Here is a 16807-nt window from a genome sequence, read left to right on the forward strand (position 1 = left end):
GAAGTGACGCCGAGCAAGAGGTGGAAAACCGCGAGTCTTTTGCGCGGGTTGGAATCCCGCAGCGAGGGAACCGCCTAAGCGGCGGCACTTCGCGACGATCACCGCGGCCGCTGAAGCACGTCCATCCCACCCCTGCGCAGCCTCGATCTACCAGCAGCAAAAAAACGCAGGATTCCAAAGGGTTTCGTTTAAAACCCTTTGGGCCAGTGTGGGCGGCGAGCCCACGGTTTTGACCTCAAGGCCGGTGTGGCGGCAGCGCACGACCTTGACCTTCAAGGCCAGCGTAGGCGGCGAGCCCACGATTTTGACTTTAAAAGCGGCTCACGGACGCCCCCCGTCCCTCACCGACACCACTTCTCAATCGCCAAGGCAATGGCCTTCGTGCAATTCACCAAATCCTCGACCGAGACGCGCTCATTCGGCTGGTGGGACTGCGCTGGGTCGCCGGGGCCGAAGTTGACGGTTGGCGTGTTGCCCATGCCGGTTGGCAGGCCGATGTCGCTGTGCGCGCCGAAGCCTGAGAGCACGGGTGACAGATTGGCTTCTACCACGGCTTCTTGGAAGGTCTGCACGAAAGGGTGGTCTGACGGCACTTCGGCGCAGTCAGCGTCCAGAATCCACTCGATATAGGCTGGATGAGCGCGCAGGTACGGGTCGGCTTCGCACACGCGGGAGATATGTTCCTCGACTTCGCGCTTCACATGTCCGCCTAGGCCAAACTCATCTTTCTCGTGTGGAAGATACTGCACGTCAATGATGATCTCCCCGTGACCGGCGGTGGAAGAAGGGTGTTCGCCTACCTTAAGCTGGGTGATCATCACCTTGTTCGGCATCTCCATCAGTGGGTGATTCTTCTTCGGATCGTACTGCCAACGGCGGTTGAGAATGTCGATTCCGTCCATGATCTGGCGACACAGCTCGACGGCGTCCACCGGGCCAGTGCTGTCCCATGAGTTTGGTGTTAACTCAGCGTGACCGCCCACGCCGTTGACGATGATCTTGCCCCACAGAATGCCGTGGCAAATTGGCGCGATTTGGTTGGCGCTTGGCTCGGTCATGATCCCCGCATCGGCGCGGAAACCGCGATCCACCATGGCGAGTGAGCCCATTCCGCCAATTTCTTCATCGACCACCGTGGTGAAGACCACGTCGCCGGACAGCTCAACGCCCAGATCTTTCAAAAATTCCACCGCCATCAACATGCAGGCGACGCCGCCTTTCATGTCCACCGCGCCGCGCCCGTAGACGAAATCTTCAATCACTTCTGGCAAGAAGGGATCGGTGCGCCAGTGGGAGCGCGCGCCCGGTGGCACCACGTCGATATGCCCGGTCAGCATGATGGACTTACCGCCGCCGGTGCCTTTTAAGGTGCCGCCGAGGTTTGGGCGACCTTCAAAAGTGCGGCCTTTATTAGCGCCGGGGCGGCCTTTATATTTCTCATATAATGCCGGGCCATCGGGATCCCACAGGTCAGTCTCCATGCCCAACTGGTGCAGGCGCTGCTGCAGATAGAGCTGGCAATCGCGCTCGCCCGGCCCAGCCTGAGTGGGGTCAGCCATCACGATAGAAGGGAATGACAAAATATCGCACAGCGTCTGGACGATGCGCTGCTTATTGGCGTCGATATGGTCCGCCAGCGCCTGAGTAGAAAAAGTCATTGATTAGCTCCGGGTTTTTGAAAGACGGTCGGCCAGCAGCACCGCGATCAGTAACAGCCCGACCACGCCCACTTGCCAAACGGTGTTAATACCAAACTGCAACATGCTGGTTTTCAGAGTGACGAGCAGCAGGACGGCGGCTAATACCCCCGCCACGCCGCCTTTGCCGCCAAATATCGCCACGCCGCCCAGCAGGGCTGCGGTTAAAGATTCCAGTTCGAGATTCACCCCTGCGTTCGGCCTGCCGCTGCCGAGCCACGACAGAGAAACAAAGCCCGCGCCGCCTGCCAGCATGCCGCACAGGGAGTAGAGCAGAATGCGCGCGCGGTCGACCGGGATGCCCACCAGTCGCGCCGAGTGCTCGTTAAAGCCCATGGCGTAAATCCAGCGCCCCCACGAGGTAAACGACAGCAGCAGGGCGGCAATCAGAAACGCGGGAATAACCAGTGTGAGGAATGGCAGAGGAATATCGCCCAGCACGCCGCGCCCCCAAGGCAAGACCCACGCGGGAACCCCGGACTGCGCCGCGCCGCCGGTGAGTGACAGCGCCAGACCCGAGTAGGCGTAGAAGGTGCCGAGGGTGACAATCAGCGGGTAGATTTTCAGCTTGGCGATCAGCAGGCCGTTAACCGCGCCGAGCAGGAAGCCACACAGCAGACACACCACTGGCAGCAGCACCGCCGGAACACCGGCCTGTAGCGCCATCACGCCCGCAATAGCAGACAGCGACACATTGCCGCCGACCGACAGGTCAATCCCCGCGCCGCCCGCCAGCACCACCAAGGCTTGCCCCAGCGACACCAGCGCCAGCAATGTGGCGAACTGCAAGATGCTGGTTAAGGTCGCGCCAGACAGAATCGAAGGCTGACCAATCAGCAGGGTTAATGCCAGCGCCACCCACAGCCCGCAGAGCAGAGTGAGCACCAGATTTTTACGGTAAAGGCGGGAAGCTCCCGCGGTGAGAGTCATGCGGTTCCTTCTCCTTTAAGACGGTTTTTACGCAGGTTCATGTTGTGAATACGCAACCGGCCGCTGAGCACTTCGGCGGTGAGCACCAGCAGCAGCAGGCCGCCGGTGACAACGGTTTGCCACAGCGACGGCACGCCAATCAGCAGCAGGCCGTTTTGCAAAATACGCAGCAGGAACACGCCGAGTACCGTGCCCAGCAGGCTACAGTGGCCGCCCATAATGCCGGTTCCGCCCAGCACCACGGCGGCAATGGCCTCCAGCGCCAGTTGGCTGCCGATAGTCATTTCGACGTTGCGATAGGTGCCGACATAGAAGGTGGCCGCCAGCCCGCACAGCAGGCCGCTGATGATGAATGTGGCGAAACGAACGCGGGTGACCGCAATGCCGGAAAGCCGCGCTTTGTCTTCCGAATTGCCGATAGCCAGCAGGTGCAGGCCATACGGCGTGCGGCGCAGCGCCAGCCAGACCAACCCATAAGCCAGAGCGATAACCCAGACGGTGATCGGCAGGCCAAGCAGCGGCGCGCTGACCAACTGAGTCAGCGAGTCCGGCAGGCCCGACAGCCACTGGCCGCCGAGCAGGGCAAACACCGCCGTGCGATAGACGCCGTACAGCCCCAGCGTGCCGACGATGGCGGGGATGCGACCCGCCACCACCACCAGCGCGCTAATAACGCCAATCACCGCGCCCACCAACGGGCCGGAAAGGGCGGTCAGGCCGGGTGAAACGCCCGCGTTGAGCAACTGACCAATGACAATCGCCGCCAGCCCCATCACCACGCCGACCGAGACGTCCACGCCGCCCATTGCCAGCAGCAGCGTCATGCCCAGCCCAATCAAAAGTAATTCTGTGCTGTTGCGCAGCACGGTCGTCAGGTTATCCAGCGTGGCAAAATAGGGCGATGCCAGACTGAAAATAACGATGGCGACCAGACAAACGCAGGCCAGCGTCAGCTCCCGCCCCGAGAATTTCAGGGCGGGCGTGAAGGATGTTGCCACGGCAGTGTCCCCTCAGTGTTGCGATTCAGTTTTTCGCGAGAAATCAGAAGTGGAATTGGTCGACGTTTTGCTTGGTAAACACCGCCGGTGCGCCGAGCAGCAGCACGCCGGTTTTCGCGTCATAAGCCACTTTCTGATCCAACCCCGGCACGCTGTTTTCCGCGCTGAAGGTTTTGCCGTCGATCAGTTGTTTACCCGCCCAGACGGTCAGGTAGCCGAGTTTTTCCGGATCCCACAGCACGGAGAAGCCAAAGGAGCCGCTTTTCAGGTAGGCGCGCGCGGTGTCCGGGCTGCAATAGCCGGTACCCACCACTTTGCCAATTTTGCCGGCGGTTTCGATGGCCTGCGCTACGCCCGGACAGGTGGTAGAGGCGACGGCGATAATGCCTTTCAGGTCAGGGTTGGCGGCAATCATGTCGGCGGAAATTTGCGCCGCGCGGCTGGAGGTGCCGCCCGCGAACTGCGGTTTCAGCAGCGTGACGTTGGGGTATTTGGCTTTCACGCGCTGCTGCATAAAGCCAATCCACGCGTTAAGGTTCGAGGCAGTGGCTTCGCCGGAAACAATGCCAATCTTGGCGTGGTCACCGACGCGTTTCACCATCTCGTCAATCACGGTATCGCCCAGACCTTCGTCGGTGGCCTGCGCCACATAGACCGCGCGGCCGCTGTCCGGCGCGTCGCTGTCACTGGTGAAAAGCTTGATGTTTTTAGCCTTGGCCTGCTCGACCACCGGCGCGATGCTCGAGGCATCCAGCACGCTGACCGAAATAGCGTTAACGCCCTGAGCAATCAGGTTTTGCACGATTTGCAACTGGTCCATCGGGTTGGTATCCACCGGCCCCGAATAGATGAAATCCACGCCAAACGCCTTAGCCGCGCGGTTGCCGCCGTCCTGCATCGCTTTGAAATAGGGGATACCGACGATTTGCGGCACAAAGGCCACTTTCGGTTTGTCCTGTGCGAAGGCGCTAAAAGCCGTCGCGCCGAGAAGAGCAGATGCCACCATGGTGCTGATCATTTTTTTCAACATAGAAAGCCCACCTGTCATGAATGTGAGAGATAACTGCTGTGTTTTTTGGTTTTGTAATGTGGATCTGGTGTTGTGTTGTTTGGTGATGCAACTTCGTGGATCTCAGGTCAGGCCGTTGCGGCCTCGAACGCTCGTGCTTCAGGGTGCGCGCCGGTGATCAGCGACACAATCTCTTCCGGCGTGGTGTCGGCGCGTCGGCGCTCGGCAATTTTCCTGCCGCGACGGAACACCACCATGCGATCGGCGACTTCAAACACGTCGGCGATGTTGTGGCTGATAAGCACCACCGCGCAGCCGCGCTCCGCCAGTTTGCGGGTGAGGGCCAGCACTTTGCGGGTTTCAGCGACGGCCAGCGCAGCGGTCGGTTCATCCATAATCACCAGCTTGGCGTTAAGGTTCAGCGCGCGGCAGATAGCCACGGCCTGCCGCTGGCCACCGGAGAGGCTGCCAACCGGCGCTTCCGGGTCAGAAATATGGGCTTCCAGCTCGCGCAGCAGCTCGGCGACTTTTGAGCGCATCGCCTGCTGGCGCAGAAAAGGAATGCCTAAGAAGGAGTGTTTCAACTCGCGACCAAGGAAGACGTTTTCCGCAATAGACAGGTTTTCGGACAGCGCCAGCTCCTGAAAAATGGTGGCGATGCCGCAGTCCGAGGCGTCTTTCGGCGAGTTAAAACTCACTGCTTTGCCATCTACCACCAATTCGCCGCCGCTGGCCGGATGGGCTCCCGCCAGCACTTTAGTAAAGGTGGATTTACCGGCGCCGTTATCACCCAACAGGGCCAATACTTCGCCGGGATAAATCTCCAGATTGACGTCGCGCAGGGCGATTAACGCCCCGAAGCGCTTGGTAATGTTAACGGCCTGAACATAGGGCTGAGCCATGGCGAATCTCCCGTAGAGTCTTGGGCTATCAGGCGTTGTCGAGGTGGGTGAGCCAGCTCAGACAGTTCTTCCACAGCTGGTCATAGCCCGGCCATGCGATGAATTCGCCGGGTACCCAGTGCGGGCCGATGTCCGACGTCCAGGCGATTGAGCGCCCTTTGCCATAGCTGCCGGTGACTAACAGAGGGTGGCCGCCTTCGTCGTCCGGCAGGGTAGCCAGCACGTGCGCGCCTTCTTTCAGCACCACTTCGTTAGCGCCGAGCAGCAGAGGCCATGTGCCTTCAATGCCGCGCAGGATGGCGTGGTTTTTGTCGCCGGTGATTTTAGCCGAGAAGCCTTCCGGCACTTCAAGACGGTCGTCATACGGCAGGCAGGTGACCGGCAGCACGTCTTCCACCGGGGTATTGCGCCAGCGCGCTTTGCCGTCAATGCCTTGGAAGGAGAAGTAGCCGCCAATCATCATCAAGCCGCCACCTTCTTCGGTCCATTGACGCAACAATTTCAGACGGTTAGGCATAGGTTTGCTGTGCAGCCAGACCGCAGGCGGCAGCAGCAGGGAGTTAGCGCCAATGTCCGACAAGATAATGGCGTCGTAGGCTTTCAGGCTTTCAAGATCGAAGGGCATTTTTTCCACTACTTCATGAGCCGGTAGATAGGTCAGCTCAAACTCGCTGCCTTTTAGCGCATTAACCAGCGGCTCTGCGCCTAAGTGGAAAGTGACGCTACCGAACTGATCAAAACCTTTGTAGTGAGTCGCGGAACTGACCCAGCTTTCACCTAACAACAGCACGCGTTTAGTCATACCCATAATCTCCTGAATGAATTCCCCTGGTGCGGGTCTCTTTAGAACATCTCCGTAGCAAGGTGATAACAAAGTAAACCGGTTTAGTAAAGCGGTTTAGTGGTCAATATGTGAGCTAGGTGGTCAAATATAAGACATTTATATGAATCTTTTGCGAAGCGTCAAAGGGGGCGAAAAAGGCCGCGTGGCGTGCTGCCAGCAGGTGCGGTGAGGGGGAAGAAAATGCTACTCTGCGTCACCGGCCGCTATCCCCACCATACGGAAGAACTATGACGTTGAAAGTGCTTGATGCCTGGCAGAAGGGCGACTTGATTAATTTGCTGATTGCTATTCCGGCGGGGATCATCGCCGCGTTAGTGACCATCGCTTTTCGCAGCGCCATTTCCGGCATCAATGACCTGATGTTCACCGATGGCACGGATATCACCAAAGCCTTCCTTGAATACCCCAAAATGGTCTGGCCGATTATTACCACGGTGGGTGGGGTGATTGCCGGGTTTATCCTGCTGTGGGCGCTGAACGTTGAACGCAAACATGGCAAAATGCCGGACTATCTCGACGTGATTGACCAGCGCCTGCCGGGCATTCCGCTGCGCAGTACCTTGCTGCGCGCGGCTTCTTCTCTCGCCAGCATCGCCAGCGGCGGCTCTATCGGGCGTGAAGGCGCGATGGTGCAGCTTTCTGCCCTTAGCGGCAGCCTGCTCGGGCGTTTTTCTCGATTACGCGCGTTGCATCAATCCGACCTGATTGCCATGGCGGCGGCGGGCGGTCTGGCGGCGGTGTACCACGCGCCCTTGGCCGGGGCGCTATTTGTGGCAGAAATCGCTTTCGGCGTGACGGCGGTGCAGCGGCTGATCCCCCTGTTTATCTCGGCCTCGGTGGCGGTGCTGACCGTGCGCTCGGTAACTGACTACGAGCCGCTGTATCTCTACTCGTCGGCTACCTTTAGCCCGTCTCCCGGCGCGCTGCTTACCGTGCTGGTGATTGGCGTGGCGACCGGCACCCTCGGGCCGCTGTTTATTGGCTCAATCGATAAAGTGCGCCAGTGGATGAAGCCGATTTCCCATCCGGCTCTGCGTCTTGGGCTTGGCGGACTAGGCGTCGGGCTGGTTGCAATGGTGTCGCCGCTGGTGCTGGGTAACGGATTCGAAGTGATTGATTTGATTCTCAATGACGGCGATTTGCACACCGCGCTGTGGATGGTGCTGCTGCTCAAAATCGTGGCGACGGCGATCACCGTCGGCTCCGGCGCGGTGGGCGGGTTGTTCACGCCTTCATTACTGATTGGCGCGGCCAGCGGCGCGCTGGTCTGTACTTTCCTCCAGTGGCTGGGTTTCGATCCCGGCCCGATTGGGCTGTACGCTGCGATTGGCATGAGTGCGCTGTTGGCGGCAACCAGTCATGCGCCGCTGATGTCGATCATGATGGCATTCGAAATGACCCTCAACAGCTCGCTGCTGTTCCCACTGATGCTGGCGACGGCTATCTCCTACGTGGTCGCGTCACGGCTGAAAGCGGCGGGAACCTATCCGGTGTTGGCTCGCCACAATGCGCGCTTTATGGCGAAAAATGAGTTTGAAAACAGCTCGGTGGCGTCGCTCATCACCCCTTGCTCGCGGATGGTGGTGCACTCCACGCTGGCGGAAGTGGTGGGCGAAGGGCTGAAACAGCGCACTCGCTTCGTGTATATGGTGGACAGCGAAGAGCGTTTTCTCGGCGTGGTGCCGACCAACGTACTGGCTAGCGGCATCATTGACGGCAGCCTGAAAGCCGATCAACCTATCGATAACTTTATCGAGCAGGAATTTACCACCCTGTACCAAAACGCCAGCTACGAGCAGGCGTGGGCGACCTTCAGCGATTCCCCCCTTGAGCGTTTGCCCGTATTAGAAAACGCCGAAACCCGCCGCCTGTTAGGCGTGATTACCAAAGCAGCGTTATTGAATAAAGCGAAGAATTTTCTTTAACTATCATCCCGTCGCCTCAATGCCCACCAGCCGGCGAGTAGGGTAAATACGCCGACGATCACCACCAGCAGCAGGAAGCCGTGGTGGTTATTGGCGAGAGGGATGCCGCCGACGTTCATGCCGAAAAAGCCCGCCACGATGTTGATTGGCAGCGCCAGCACGGTGATCACCGTCAGCACGTAGAGGGTGCGGTTGCTCTGCTCCATCTGGCGGGAGGTGATCTCTTCTTGCAGCAGCCGGATGCGCTCGGTGAGGGCGATCAGGTCATTGAGCACCACGGAAAACTCTTCTGTGAATTGGCGGAAGTTCTGCACCACTTCGGGGGCGATCCACGCCGGTGGGCGATTTAACAGGCGGAAAAGGGCGGTAGGTTCAGGTGCCAGCAGGCGCTGAAAGCGCAGCAGCATGCGTCGCAAACGACCAAGGTTGGCGCGGTTTTTCTTCACATGATGGGTGAGCAGGCACTCTTCAATGCGATCGACATACAGATTGGCGCGCCGCACGATGTTTTCCAACAAATCTTCCTGCTCTTGCAGCAGATAGACCATCAGCTCGATGGGTGAGTTGATGCTGATGTACTCCAGCCGTTTGTAGAGCAACTCAATCAGCCGCACCGGCTTGTGGCGCGCGGTGACCACCAGTTGCGGGTGGCAGCTGACCCACAGGGTGGAGGTTTCATCGACGCTATCTTCAGGGTTGAAAATCACGTCATTGAGCACCGCCAGCAGGCTGTTTCCCTGTCGCTCAATCCGCGTACTGCGCGAGCCTTCGCGGATCTCTTCGAAAAATAACTCATCGATGGTGAAGTGCTTTTTCAGCCACTTTTCCGCCATCGCGTGGGTCAGATTGACGTGCAGCCAGATAAAGCCTTCGCTGTGGCAAATTTGCTGATAAGCATCTTGCACCTGTTGTGAAGAGACGCGCTCCGGCGGCCTGCCGGGGCGGAAAATAAAGCCATAAATCAGCCCGGTCACTTCATCATTAAAATTGAGTACGGCAGGTCTTTCGCTCGGCATGAAATGGGTTTTCTGCATGTGGACAACGGATTCGCCTATTACGCCAGTATTCCGTCTAAATACAATAAGCAGACAGCGAGTTTCATATTTCTGTAACAATGCAAAACCGCCAATACCCCCAATTTTCCTGCGTCATGTCTAAGGTTGCCAATAGCTGATGAAAATAACTTTAAATGTCTATTGATCAATAGTTTAAGTGATTTTCATTGATTACTCCTTTGGGGGTATAATTCGTTATGTAAGTAGTTACCTAACGACAGTGGATTGATCGCAATCAAGTAGAGACACTCTGGGGCTGTTTACCCTCCTGATATTAAAAGCAATGTCGACATTCATAACGACAGCCTGCTTCAGGCGGCTGCACAGGAGAGTCCCGGATGAGCAAATTCCTTGACCGGTTTCGCTATTTTAAAACCCTAGCTGAACCCTTCGCTGACGGCCACGGCCAGACGCTTAACACCAATCGTGATTGGGAAGACGGTTATCGCAGCCGTTGGCAGCACGACAAAGTGGTGCGTTCCACCCACGGCGTGAACTGCACCGGTTCATGTAGCTGGAAAATTTACGTCAAGAACGGTCTGGTCACTTGGGAAACCCAGCAGACCGACTATCCGCGCACTCGTCCTGACCTGCCAAACCACGAACCGCGTGGCTGCCCGCGCGGCGCCAGCTACTCGTGGTATCTCTACAGCGCCAACCGCCTGAAATATCCCTTGATGCGCAAAAAGCTGATCCAGCTGTGGCGCGAAGCCAAGTTGCAGCACAGCGACCCGGTGGATGCTTGGGGTTCCATCATCAATCAGCCGGAAAAAGCCAAACAGTACAAAGCAGCGCGCGGGCGCGGTGGTTTTGTGCGCTCCAGCTGGCAGGAAGTGAATGAGCTGATTGCCGCGTCTAATGTCTACACCGCCAAAACCTTCGGCCCGGATCGCATTATCGGCTTCTCGCCAATTCCAGCGATGTCGATGGTCTCTTATGCCGCTGGGGCGCGCTATCTGTCGCTGATTGGCGGCGTGTGCCTGAGCTTCTACGACTGGTATTGCGACTTGCCACCGGCTTCGCCGATGACTTGGGGCGAGCAGACCGACGTGCCTGAATCCGCCGACTGGTATAACTCTTCTTATATTATCGCTTGGGGTTCTAACGTCCCGCAGACCCGTACCCCGGACGCCCACTTCTTCACCGAAGTGCGCTACAAAGGCACCAAAACCGTGGCCATTACCCCGGACTATGCCGAAGTCGCCAAGCTGTGCGATCACTGGCTAGCACCGAAACAGGGGACCGACAGCGCGTTGGCGCTGGCGATGGGCCACGTGATCCTCAAATCTTTCCACCTCGATAACCCAAGCCAGTATTTTACCGACTACGTGCGTCGCTACACCGACATGCCGATGCTGGTGATGCTTGAGGAGCGCGAAGAGGGCTATTACGCGGCGGGACGCATGCTGCGCGCCTCGGACTTGGTGGATAACCTCGGTCAAGAAAATAACCCGCAGTGGAAAACCATCGCCATTGATGAAACCAGCGGCGAGCTGGTGTCACCTCTCGGCTCGATTGGTTATCGCTGGGGGCAGAAAGGCCAGTGGAATCTTGAAGCGCGCGAAGGCAAGGCGCAGCAGGAAGTCAGCCTGAAACTGAGCCTGCTGGATAACCACGACGAAGTGGTCAGCGTCGGCTTCCCATATTTCGGCGGCGCGGTCAGTGAGCATTTCAACAGCGTGGCGCTGGAAGAGGTGTTGCAGCACAAACTGCCTGCGAAACGCCTGCAACTGGCTGACGGCAGCAGCGTGCTGGTGGCCACCGTCTATGACCTGACGCTGGCAAACTACGGCGTCGAGCGCGGCCTGAATGATGAAAACTGCGCGCAGAGCTTCGATGAAATCAAAGCCTACAGCCCGGCGTGGGCGGAAAAAATTACCGGCGTCTCCCAGCAAAATATCGTGCGTATTGCTCACGAATTTGCCGAAAACGCCCACAAGACCCATGGCCGTTCAATGATCATCGTCGGTGCCGGTATGAACCACTGGTATCACATGGACATGAACTACCGTGGCCTGATCAACATGCTTATCTTCTGTGGCTGCGTCGGTCAAAGTGGCGGCGGCTGGGCGCACTATGTCGGCCAAGAGAAGCTGCGTCCGCAAACCGGCTGGCAGCCGCTGGCCTTTGGGCTGGACTGGCAGCGCCCGCCGCGCCACATGAACAGCACCTCTTTCTTCTATAACCACTCCAGCCAGTGGCGCTATGAAACCGTCGCGCCGCAAGAGCTGCTTTCGCCATTAGCTGACAAATCTCAGTTCACCGGCAGCATGATTGATTTCAACGTGCGTGCCGAGCGGATGGGCTGGTTGCCTTCTGCGCCACAACTGAGCGTCAACCCGCTGAATCTGGCGGCAATGGCGAAACAGGCGGGCAAAACCACGCAGGAATTCGCGGTAGAAAGCCTGAAAGATGGCAGCCTGCGCTTTGCCGCCGAGCAGCCGGATAACCCGCAAAACTTCCCGCGTAACCTGTTTGTTTGGCGCTCGAACCTGCTGGGCTCCTCAGGCAAGGGCCACGAGTACATGCTGAAATACCTGCTGGGTACTGAACACGGTATTCAGGGGGAAGATCTGGGCGTGCAGGGCGGCATCATGCCGGAAGAAGTGGAGTGGCAGGCGCAGGGCGGCGAAGGCAAGCTGGACCTGGTGGTGACTCTCGATTTCCGCATGTCCAGCACCTGTCTCTATTCCGACATCGTTCTACCGACCGCTACTTGGTACGAAAAGGACGACATGAATACCTCGGATATGCATCCGTTTATTCACCCGCTGTCGGCCGCCGTGGACCCAGCTTGGGACTCAAAAAGCGATTGGGAAATCTATAAAGGCATCGCCAAAGAGTTCTCCCGTGTCTGCGTGGGTCATTTAGGCGTTGAAAGCGATTTGGTGACCTTGCCAATTCAGCACGACTCGGCGGCAGAAATGGCCCAGCCGTTCGGCGTTGAAGATTGGAAAAAAGGCGACTGTGAGCTGATCCCGGGCGTCACCGCGCCGCACCTGATGGTGGTTGAGCGCGACTACCCGAACACTTATGAGCGTTACACCTCCCTCGGCCCGCTGCTCGACAAACTGGGCAACGGCGGTAAAGGCATTAACTGGAATACCGACAGTGAAGTCGAGCTGCTGAAAAAGCTTAACTACACCAAGGCCGAAGGTGCTGCCAAAGGGCGCCCGAACATTGCCACGGCGATTGACGCGGCAGAAGTGATCCTGACGCTGGCCCCTGAAACCAACGGGCAGGTGGCGGTGAAAGCTTGGGCGGCGCTGAGTGCCAATACCGGCATCGACCACACACATCTGGCGCTGAATAAAGAGGACGAAAAAATTCGTTTCCGCGATATTCAGGCCCAGCCGCGCAAGATTATTTCCAGCCCGACGTGGTCAGGTTTGGAAGATGAACACGTTTCTTATAACGCCTGTTACACCAACGTTCACGAGCTGATCCCTTGGCGCACGCTGTCCGGCCGCCAGCAGATTTATCAGGACCACGCGTGGATGCGCGCCTTTGGCGAAAGCATGTTGGTTTATCGCCCGCCGATTGATACCCGCGCGGCGCAGCCTTTACTGAACGCCAAGCCAAATGGCAACCCGGAGATGGCGCTGAACTTCCTGACGCCGCACCAGAAATGGGGCATTCACTCCACCTACAGCGACAACTTGTTGATGCTGACCTTAGGGCGCGGCGGGCCGATTGTCTGGTTGAGTGAAGAAGACGCTACCCAGCTAGGCATTGAAGATAACGACTGGATTGAAGCCTTCAATGCCAACGGCTCGCTGAGCGCCCGCGCGGTGGTCAGCCAGCGCGTACCGGCGGGGATGACCATGATGTACCACGCGCAGGAGCGCATCGTGAACATTCCGGGTTCTGAAATCAGCCAGCAGCGTGGCGGTATTCACAACTCAGTGACCCGCGTCTGCCCTAAACCGACCCACATGATTGGCGGCTACGCGCAGCTCTCTTACGGCTTCAACTACTACGGCACCGTCGGCTCGAACCGCGATGAGTTCGTGATTGTGCGCAAAATGAACCGTATTGACTGGTTAGACGACGAAGGTAACGACTACGTGCAGGGCGCGGTTGCGCAGGAGAAAGCCAAATGAAAATTCGCTCACAAGTCGGCATGGTGCTGAATCTCGACAAATGCATTGGCTGCCACACCTGTTCCGTGACCTGTAAAAACGTCTGGACCAGCCGTGAAGGCATGGAGTACGCCTGGTTTAATAATGTGGAAACCAAGCCGGGGCTGGGTTATCCGCACGACTGGGAAAACCAGCAGAAATGGAAGGGCGGCTGGATCCGCAAAATCAACGGCAAATTGCAGCCGCGCATGGGGAACAAAGCCAATCTGCTGCATAAGATCTTCGCTAACCCGCACATGCCCGAAATCGATGATTACTACGAGCCATTCGATTTCGACTATCAGCATCTGCACACCGCCAAAGAGGGCAAACACCAGCCCGTGGCGCGTCCGCGCTCGCTGCTAACTGGCAAACGCATGAACAAAATCGTCGGCGGCCCGAACTGGGAAGACGATTTAGGTACCGAGTTCAGCAAACGCTCTGCCGATCAAAACTTCGAAAACATGCAGAAAGAGATGTACGGCGTGTTCGAAAACACCTTTATGGCTTACCTGCCACGGTTGTGCGAACACTGCCTCAACCCGGCCTGTGTGGCGACCTGCCCGAGCGGCGCGATTTATAAACGCGGCGAAGACGGCATTGTGCTGATCGACCAAGATAAATGCCGCGGCTGGCGCATGTGCCTGACCGGCTGTCCGTACAAGAAAATCTATTTCAACTGGAAGAGCGGCAAGTCGGAAAAATGCATTTTCTGCTACCCGCGCATTGAAGCCGGGCAGCCGACCGTCTGCTCCGAAACCTGCGTCGGTCGTATTCGCTACCTTGGCGTAGTGCTGTATGACGCCGACCGCATCGAGCAGGCCGCATCGGTGGAAAACGAGAAAGACTTGTATGAAAGCCAGATGAGTATCTTCCTCAATCCGAATGACCCAGAAGTGATTGCTCAGGCTGAAAAAGACGGCATTCCGCTGTCCGTGATGGACGCGGCGCGCCAGTCTCCGGTGTACAAAATGGCGATGGAGTGGAAGCTGGCGCTGCCGCTGCACCCTGAATATCGCACCTTGCCAATGGTGTGGTACGTGCCGCCGCTGTCGCCAATTCAGTCCGCCGCCGACGCGGGCGCATTGCCACATACCGGCGTGCTGCCTGATGTCGAAAGCCTGCGCATTCCGGTGCAATATCTGGCCAATCTGCTGACCGCCGGAGATACCGCGCCGGTGCTGCTGGCCCTGAAACGCATGTTAGCGATGCGCCACTTCAAACGCGCCGAATCCGTCGATGGCGTGGTGGATACCAGCGCGCTAGAGCAGGTGGGCTTGAGCGAAGCGCAGGCGCAGGAGATGTACCGCTATCTGGCGATTGCCAACTACGAGGACCGTTTCGTGGTGCCTTCTAGCCATCGGGAGCAGGCGCGTGAAGCCTTCCCAGAGGCCAAAGGCTGCGGTTTCAGCTTCGGCGACGGCTGCCACGGCAGCGACACTAAATTCAATCTGTTCAACAGCAAACGTATTGACGCCATTGATGTGAGCGCCAAAACCTCGCGAGGTGATCAATGAACAGTCTACGCATTCTCGGTTTGCTGCTCGATTATCCCGACGATCTGCTGTGGGAGAGTCAGAGCGAGTTGCTGGAGATCATTAGCGAAGCGGCTGAGCTCAGCCCAGAGCAGCAGGCGGCGCTGGCGGCTTATATCCGCCGATTCTGCCAGCAGGATCTGCTCGACGCGCAGTCTTCCTACACCGGGCTGTTTGACCGTGGCCGCGCGACGTCGCTGCTGCTGTTCGAGCATGTCCATGGCGAGTCGCGAGATCGCGGGCAGGCGATGGTGGATTTGCTGGCTCAGTATCACGCTGCCGGGTTGGATATCGACAGCCGCGAACTGCCGGACTATCTGCCGCTGTATCTGGAGTATTTGTCCACGCTGACGGCGGATGAAGCGCGCTCAGGCTTAAACGATATTGCGCCGATTCTGGCCCTGCTCGGGGCGCGTTTGCAGGAGAGAAACAGCGCCTATTCCCAGCTGTTCGACCTGCTGCTAGCCCTGTCTGGCAGCGCGATGGCCAGCGAAGACGTGCGTCCAAGCCTGCAACAAGAGGCACGCGATGACACGCCTGCCGCGCTCGACGCGGTATGGGAAGAGGAGCAGATCAAGTTCCTCGGCGAGCAGAGCTGCGCCAGCGGTGAAGAAGCCGCTCACCAGAAGCGTTTTGCCGGTGCGGTGCAGCCACAATATCTTGACCTTGATTCCGCCAACGCTGGGGAGGCACGTCCATGAATTTCCTCAATATGTTTTTGTTTGATATCTATCCTTATATCTGCGGCACGGTGTTTTTGGTCGGTAGCTGGATGCGTTATGACTACGGCCAGTACAGCTGGCGTGCGGGCTCCAGCCAGATTCTGGAGAAGAAGCTGCTGCGCATTGCTTCGCCGCTGTTCCACGTGGGTATTCTCGGTATTATCGCCGGTCACGCCTTCGGCATGCTGACCCCGCACTGGATGTACGAATCTTTTCTGCCGGTGCCGGTTAAGCAGCAAATGGCAATGTGGGCGGGCGGTGCCTGTGGCGTGTTGACGCTGATTGGCGGGCTGATGCTGGTTTATCGCCGTCTGAGCAATGACCGCGTGCACGCGACGTCGAGCTTTGGCGACATCATGATCATTATTCTGCTGGTGGTGCAGTGCGCTCTGGGTCTGGGAACCATTCCGTTCTCCGCACAGCACATGGACGGCAGCGAGATGATGAAGCTGGTGGGCTGGGCGCAAGCCGTGGTCACGTTCCACGGCGGGGCATCTGCCCATCTTGACGGCGTGGCGCTGATTTTCCGCATTCACATCGTGCTGGGCATGACGCTATTCCTGCTGTTCCCGTTCTGTCGTCTGGTGCATATCTGGAGCGCGCCGGTGGAGTATCTCACTCGCCGATACCAGCTGGTGCGTAACCGCCGCTGACAGTCAGGGTTGTGGCAATAAACAGAAGGGCGCTATGATGCGCCCTTCTTTTTTAATTTGAATGCCTCTTCATCAAGGATGCTCACCATGGCTATCGAAAGAAAACAATTCTCCCTGCCGCGCCGCCTGCTGCGCAACAGCCTGATTCTGATCGTCATCGGGATAGTCGCCGTGGTCCACGGTTTAGTGGTCGGCAATCCCGACGCCACCAACGGCGAAATGCCCCCACAATTCGCCTTAGGGATTTGGTTCATCATTTTTGGTGGCGTTTTGGGGCTGATTAGCTGGTTTGTATTGAAGAAGAAGGCGAAGACCGAAGGCCCGAAAGCGTAATTTTTGGTTTTGGTTTAACTCCTTCTCCTCTCAGAGGAGAAGGTTGGGATGAGGAGTGGTTTAAAAAACGTGCTCAACGCGGC

General features: G+C 57.9%; 13 protein-coding genes. 6 read left to right on the top strand and 7 right to left on the bottom strand.

Annotated elements, in window-relative coordinates:
• Positions 1-341: 341 nt before the first annotated feature.
• The 6 genes from GEAM_RS07715 to GEAM_RS07740 all read right to left on the bottom strand — a co-directional run bounded on the left by GEAM_RS07715 (position 342) and on the right by GEAM_RS07740 (position 6338).
• Positions 342-1658, bottom strand: coding sequence for a M20 family metallopeptidase (locus GEAM_RS07715; protein ID WP_034790213.1), 1317 nt, complete (start codon positions 1656-1658; stop codon positions 342-344).
• Positions 1659-1661: 3 nt separating this feature from the next.
• Positions 1662-2627: an ABC transporter permease gene (locus GEAM_RS07720; RefSeq protein ID WP_034790215.1), complete on the bottom strand. Its 966-nt coding sequence runs from the start codon at positions 2625-2627 to the stop codon at positions 1662-1664.
• A complete protein-coding gene (locus tag GEAM_RS07725) occupies positions 2624-3625 on the bottom strand; it encodes an ABC transporter permease (RefSeq protein ID WP_244956604.1) in 1002 nt (333 codons plus the stop codon). Before GEAM_RS07725 ends, GEAM_RS07720 begins: the two co-directional genes overlap by 4 nt.
• Before the next feature lie 43 nt (positions 3626-3668).
• A complete protein-coding gene (locus GEAM_RS07730) occupies positions 3669-4655 on the bottom strand; it encodes an autoinducer 2 ABC transporter substrate-binding protein (protein WP_051899444.1) in 987 nt (328 codons plus the stop codon).
• A 107-nt stretch (positions 4656-4762) separates the two neighbouring features.
• On the bottom strand, positions 4763-5536 hold the full coding sequence (locus tag GEAM_RS07735) for an ATP-binding cassette domain-containing protein (protein ID WP_034790219.1): 774 nt from the start codon (positions 5534-5536) through the stop codon (positions 4763-4765).
• A 28-nt stretch (positions 5537-5564) separates the two neighbouring features.
• Positions 5565-6338 (bottom strand): glutamine amidotransferase, encoded by a 774-nt coding sequence (locus tag GEAM_RS07740; protein ID WP_034790221.1) that lies wholly within the window; start codon positions 6336-6338, stop codon positions 5565-5567.
• A 269-nt stretch (positions 6339-6607) separates the two neighbouring features.
• On the opposite strand from GEAM_RS07740, the gene GEAM_RS07745 reads away from it, so the two are divergent.
• Positions 6608-8305 carry a chloride channel protein gene (locus tag GEAM_RS07745; RefSeq protein WP_034790223.1) on the top strand — a complete coding sequence of 566 codons (1698 nt, stop codon included), beginning with the start codon at positions 6608-6610 and terminating at the stop codon, positions 8303-8305.
• Here GEAM_RS07745 and GEAM_RS07750 read toward each other — a convergent pair.
• The gene (locus tag GEAM_RS07750; protein ID WP_034790237.1) at positions 8302-9321 is read right to left on the bottom strand and encodes a transporter; all 1020 of its coding nucleotides are present in this window, start codon (positions 9319-9321) and stop codon (positions 8302-8304) included. The two genes, GEAM_RS07745 and GEAM_RS07750, sit on opposite strands and share 4 nt — an antisense overlap.
• A 377-nt stretch (positions 9322-9698) precedes the next feature.
• Between GEAM_RS07750 and GEAM_RS07755 the strand changes: the two genes are divergently transcribed.
• From GEAM_RS07755 to GEAM_RS07775, 5 genes are all read left to right on the top strand, one after another.
• A complete protein-coding gene (locus GEAM_RS07755) occupies positions 9699-13463 on the top strand; it encodes a nitrate reductase subunit alpha (protein WP_034790225.1) in 3765 nt (1254 codons plus the stop codon).
• Entirely contained in the window at positions 13460-14998 is a 1539-nt protein-coding gene (gene narH, locus GEAM_RS07760) for a nitrate reductase subunit beta (protein WP_034790227.1), read from the top strand. Before GEAM_RS07755 ends, narH begins: the two co-directional genes overlap by 4 nt.
• Positions 14995-15717 (top strand): nitrate reductase molybdenum cofactor assembly chaperone, encoded by a 723-nt coding sequence (gene narJ / locus GEAM_RS07765; protein WP_034790229.1) that lies wholly within the window; start codon positions 14995-14997, stop codon positions 15715-15717. The genes narH and narJ overlap by 4 nt, the downstream gene beginning before the upstream one ends.
• Entirely contained in the window at positions 15714-16391 is a 678-nt protein-coding gene (narI, locus tag GEAM_RS07770; RefSeq protein ID WP_034790230.1) for a respiratory nitrate reductase subunit gamma, read from the top strand. The genes narJ and narI overlap by 4 nt, the downstream gene beginning before the upstream one ends.
• 87 nt (positions 16392-16478) lie before the next feature.
• Entirely contained in the window at positions 16479-16724 is a 246-nt protein-coding gene (locus GEAM_RS07775) for a hypothetical protein (RefSeq protein ID WP_034790233.1), read from the top strand.
• Positions 16725-16807 lie beyond the last annotated feature (83 nt).

Source organism: Ewingella americana ATCC 33852 (assembly GCF_000735345.1).
GTDB lineage: Bacteria > Pseudomonadota > Gammaproteobacteria > Enterobacterales > Enterobacteriaceae > Ewingella > Ewingella americana.

Coding starts and splice junctions, on each gene's coding strand:
- GEAM_RS07715 (WP_034790213.1), bottom strand. CDS start 1,658: ATGACTTTTTCTACTCAGGCGCTGGCGGACCATATCGACGCCAATAAG.
- narJ (WP_034790229.1), top strand. CDS start 14,995: ATGAACAGTCTACGCATTCTCGGTTTGCTGCTCGATTATCCCGACGAT.
- GEAM_RS07735 (WP_034790219.1), bottom strand. CDS start 5,536: ATGGCTCAGCCCTATGTTCAGGCCGTTAACATTACCAAGCGCTTCGGG.
- GEAM_RS07750 (WP_034790237.1), bottom strand. CDS start 9,321: ATGCCGAGCGAAAGACCTGCCGTACTCAATTTTAATGATGAAGTGACC.
- GEAM_RS07730 (WP_051899444.1), bottom strand. CDS start 4,655: ATGTTGAAAAAAATGATCAGCACCATGGTGGCATCTGCTCTTCTCGGC.
- narH (WP_034790227.1), top strand. CDS start 13,460: ATGAAAATTCGCTCACAAGTCGGCATGGTGCTGAATCTCGACAAATGC.
- GEAM_RS07740 (WP_034790221.1), bottom strand. CDS start 6,338: ATGACTAAACGCGTGCTGTTGTTAGGTGAAAGCTGGGTCAGTTCCGCG.
- GEAM_RS07775 (WP_034790233.1), top strand. CDS start 16,479: ATGGCTATCGAAAGAAAACAATTCTCCCTGCCGCGCCGCCTGCTGCGC.
- GEAM_RS07720 (WP_034790215.1), bottom strand. CDS start 2,627: ATGACTCTCACCGCGGGAGCTTCCCGCCTTTACCGTAAAAATCTGGTG.
- narI (WP_034790230.1), top strand. CDS start 15,714: ATGAATTTCCTCAATATGTTTTTGTTTGATATCTATCCTTATATCTGC.
- GEAM_RS07745 (WP_034790223.1), top strand. CDS start 6,608: ATGACGTTGAAAGTGCTTGATGCCTGGCAGAAGGGCGACTTGATTAAT.
- GEAM_RS07755 (WP_034790225.1), top strand. CDS start 9,699: ATGAGCAAATTCCTTGACCGGTTTCGCTATTTTAAAACCCTAGCTGAA.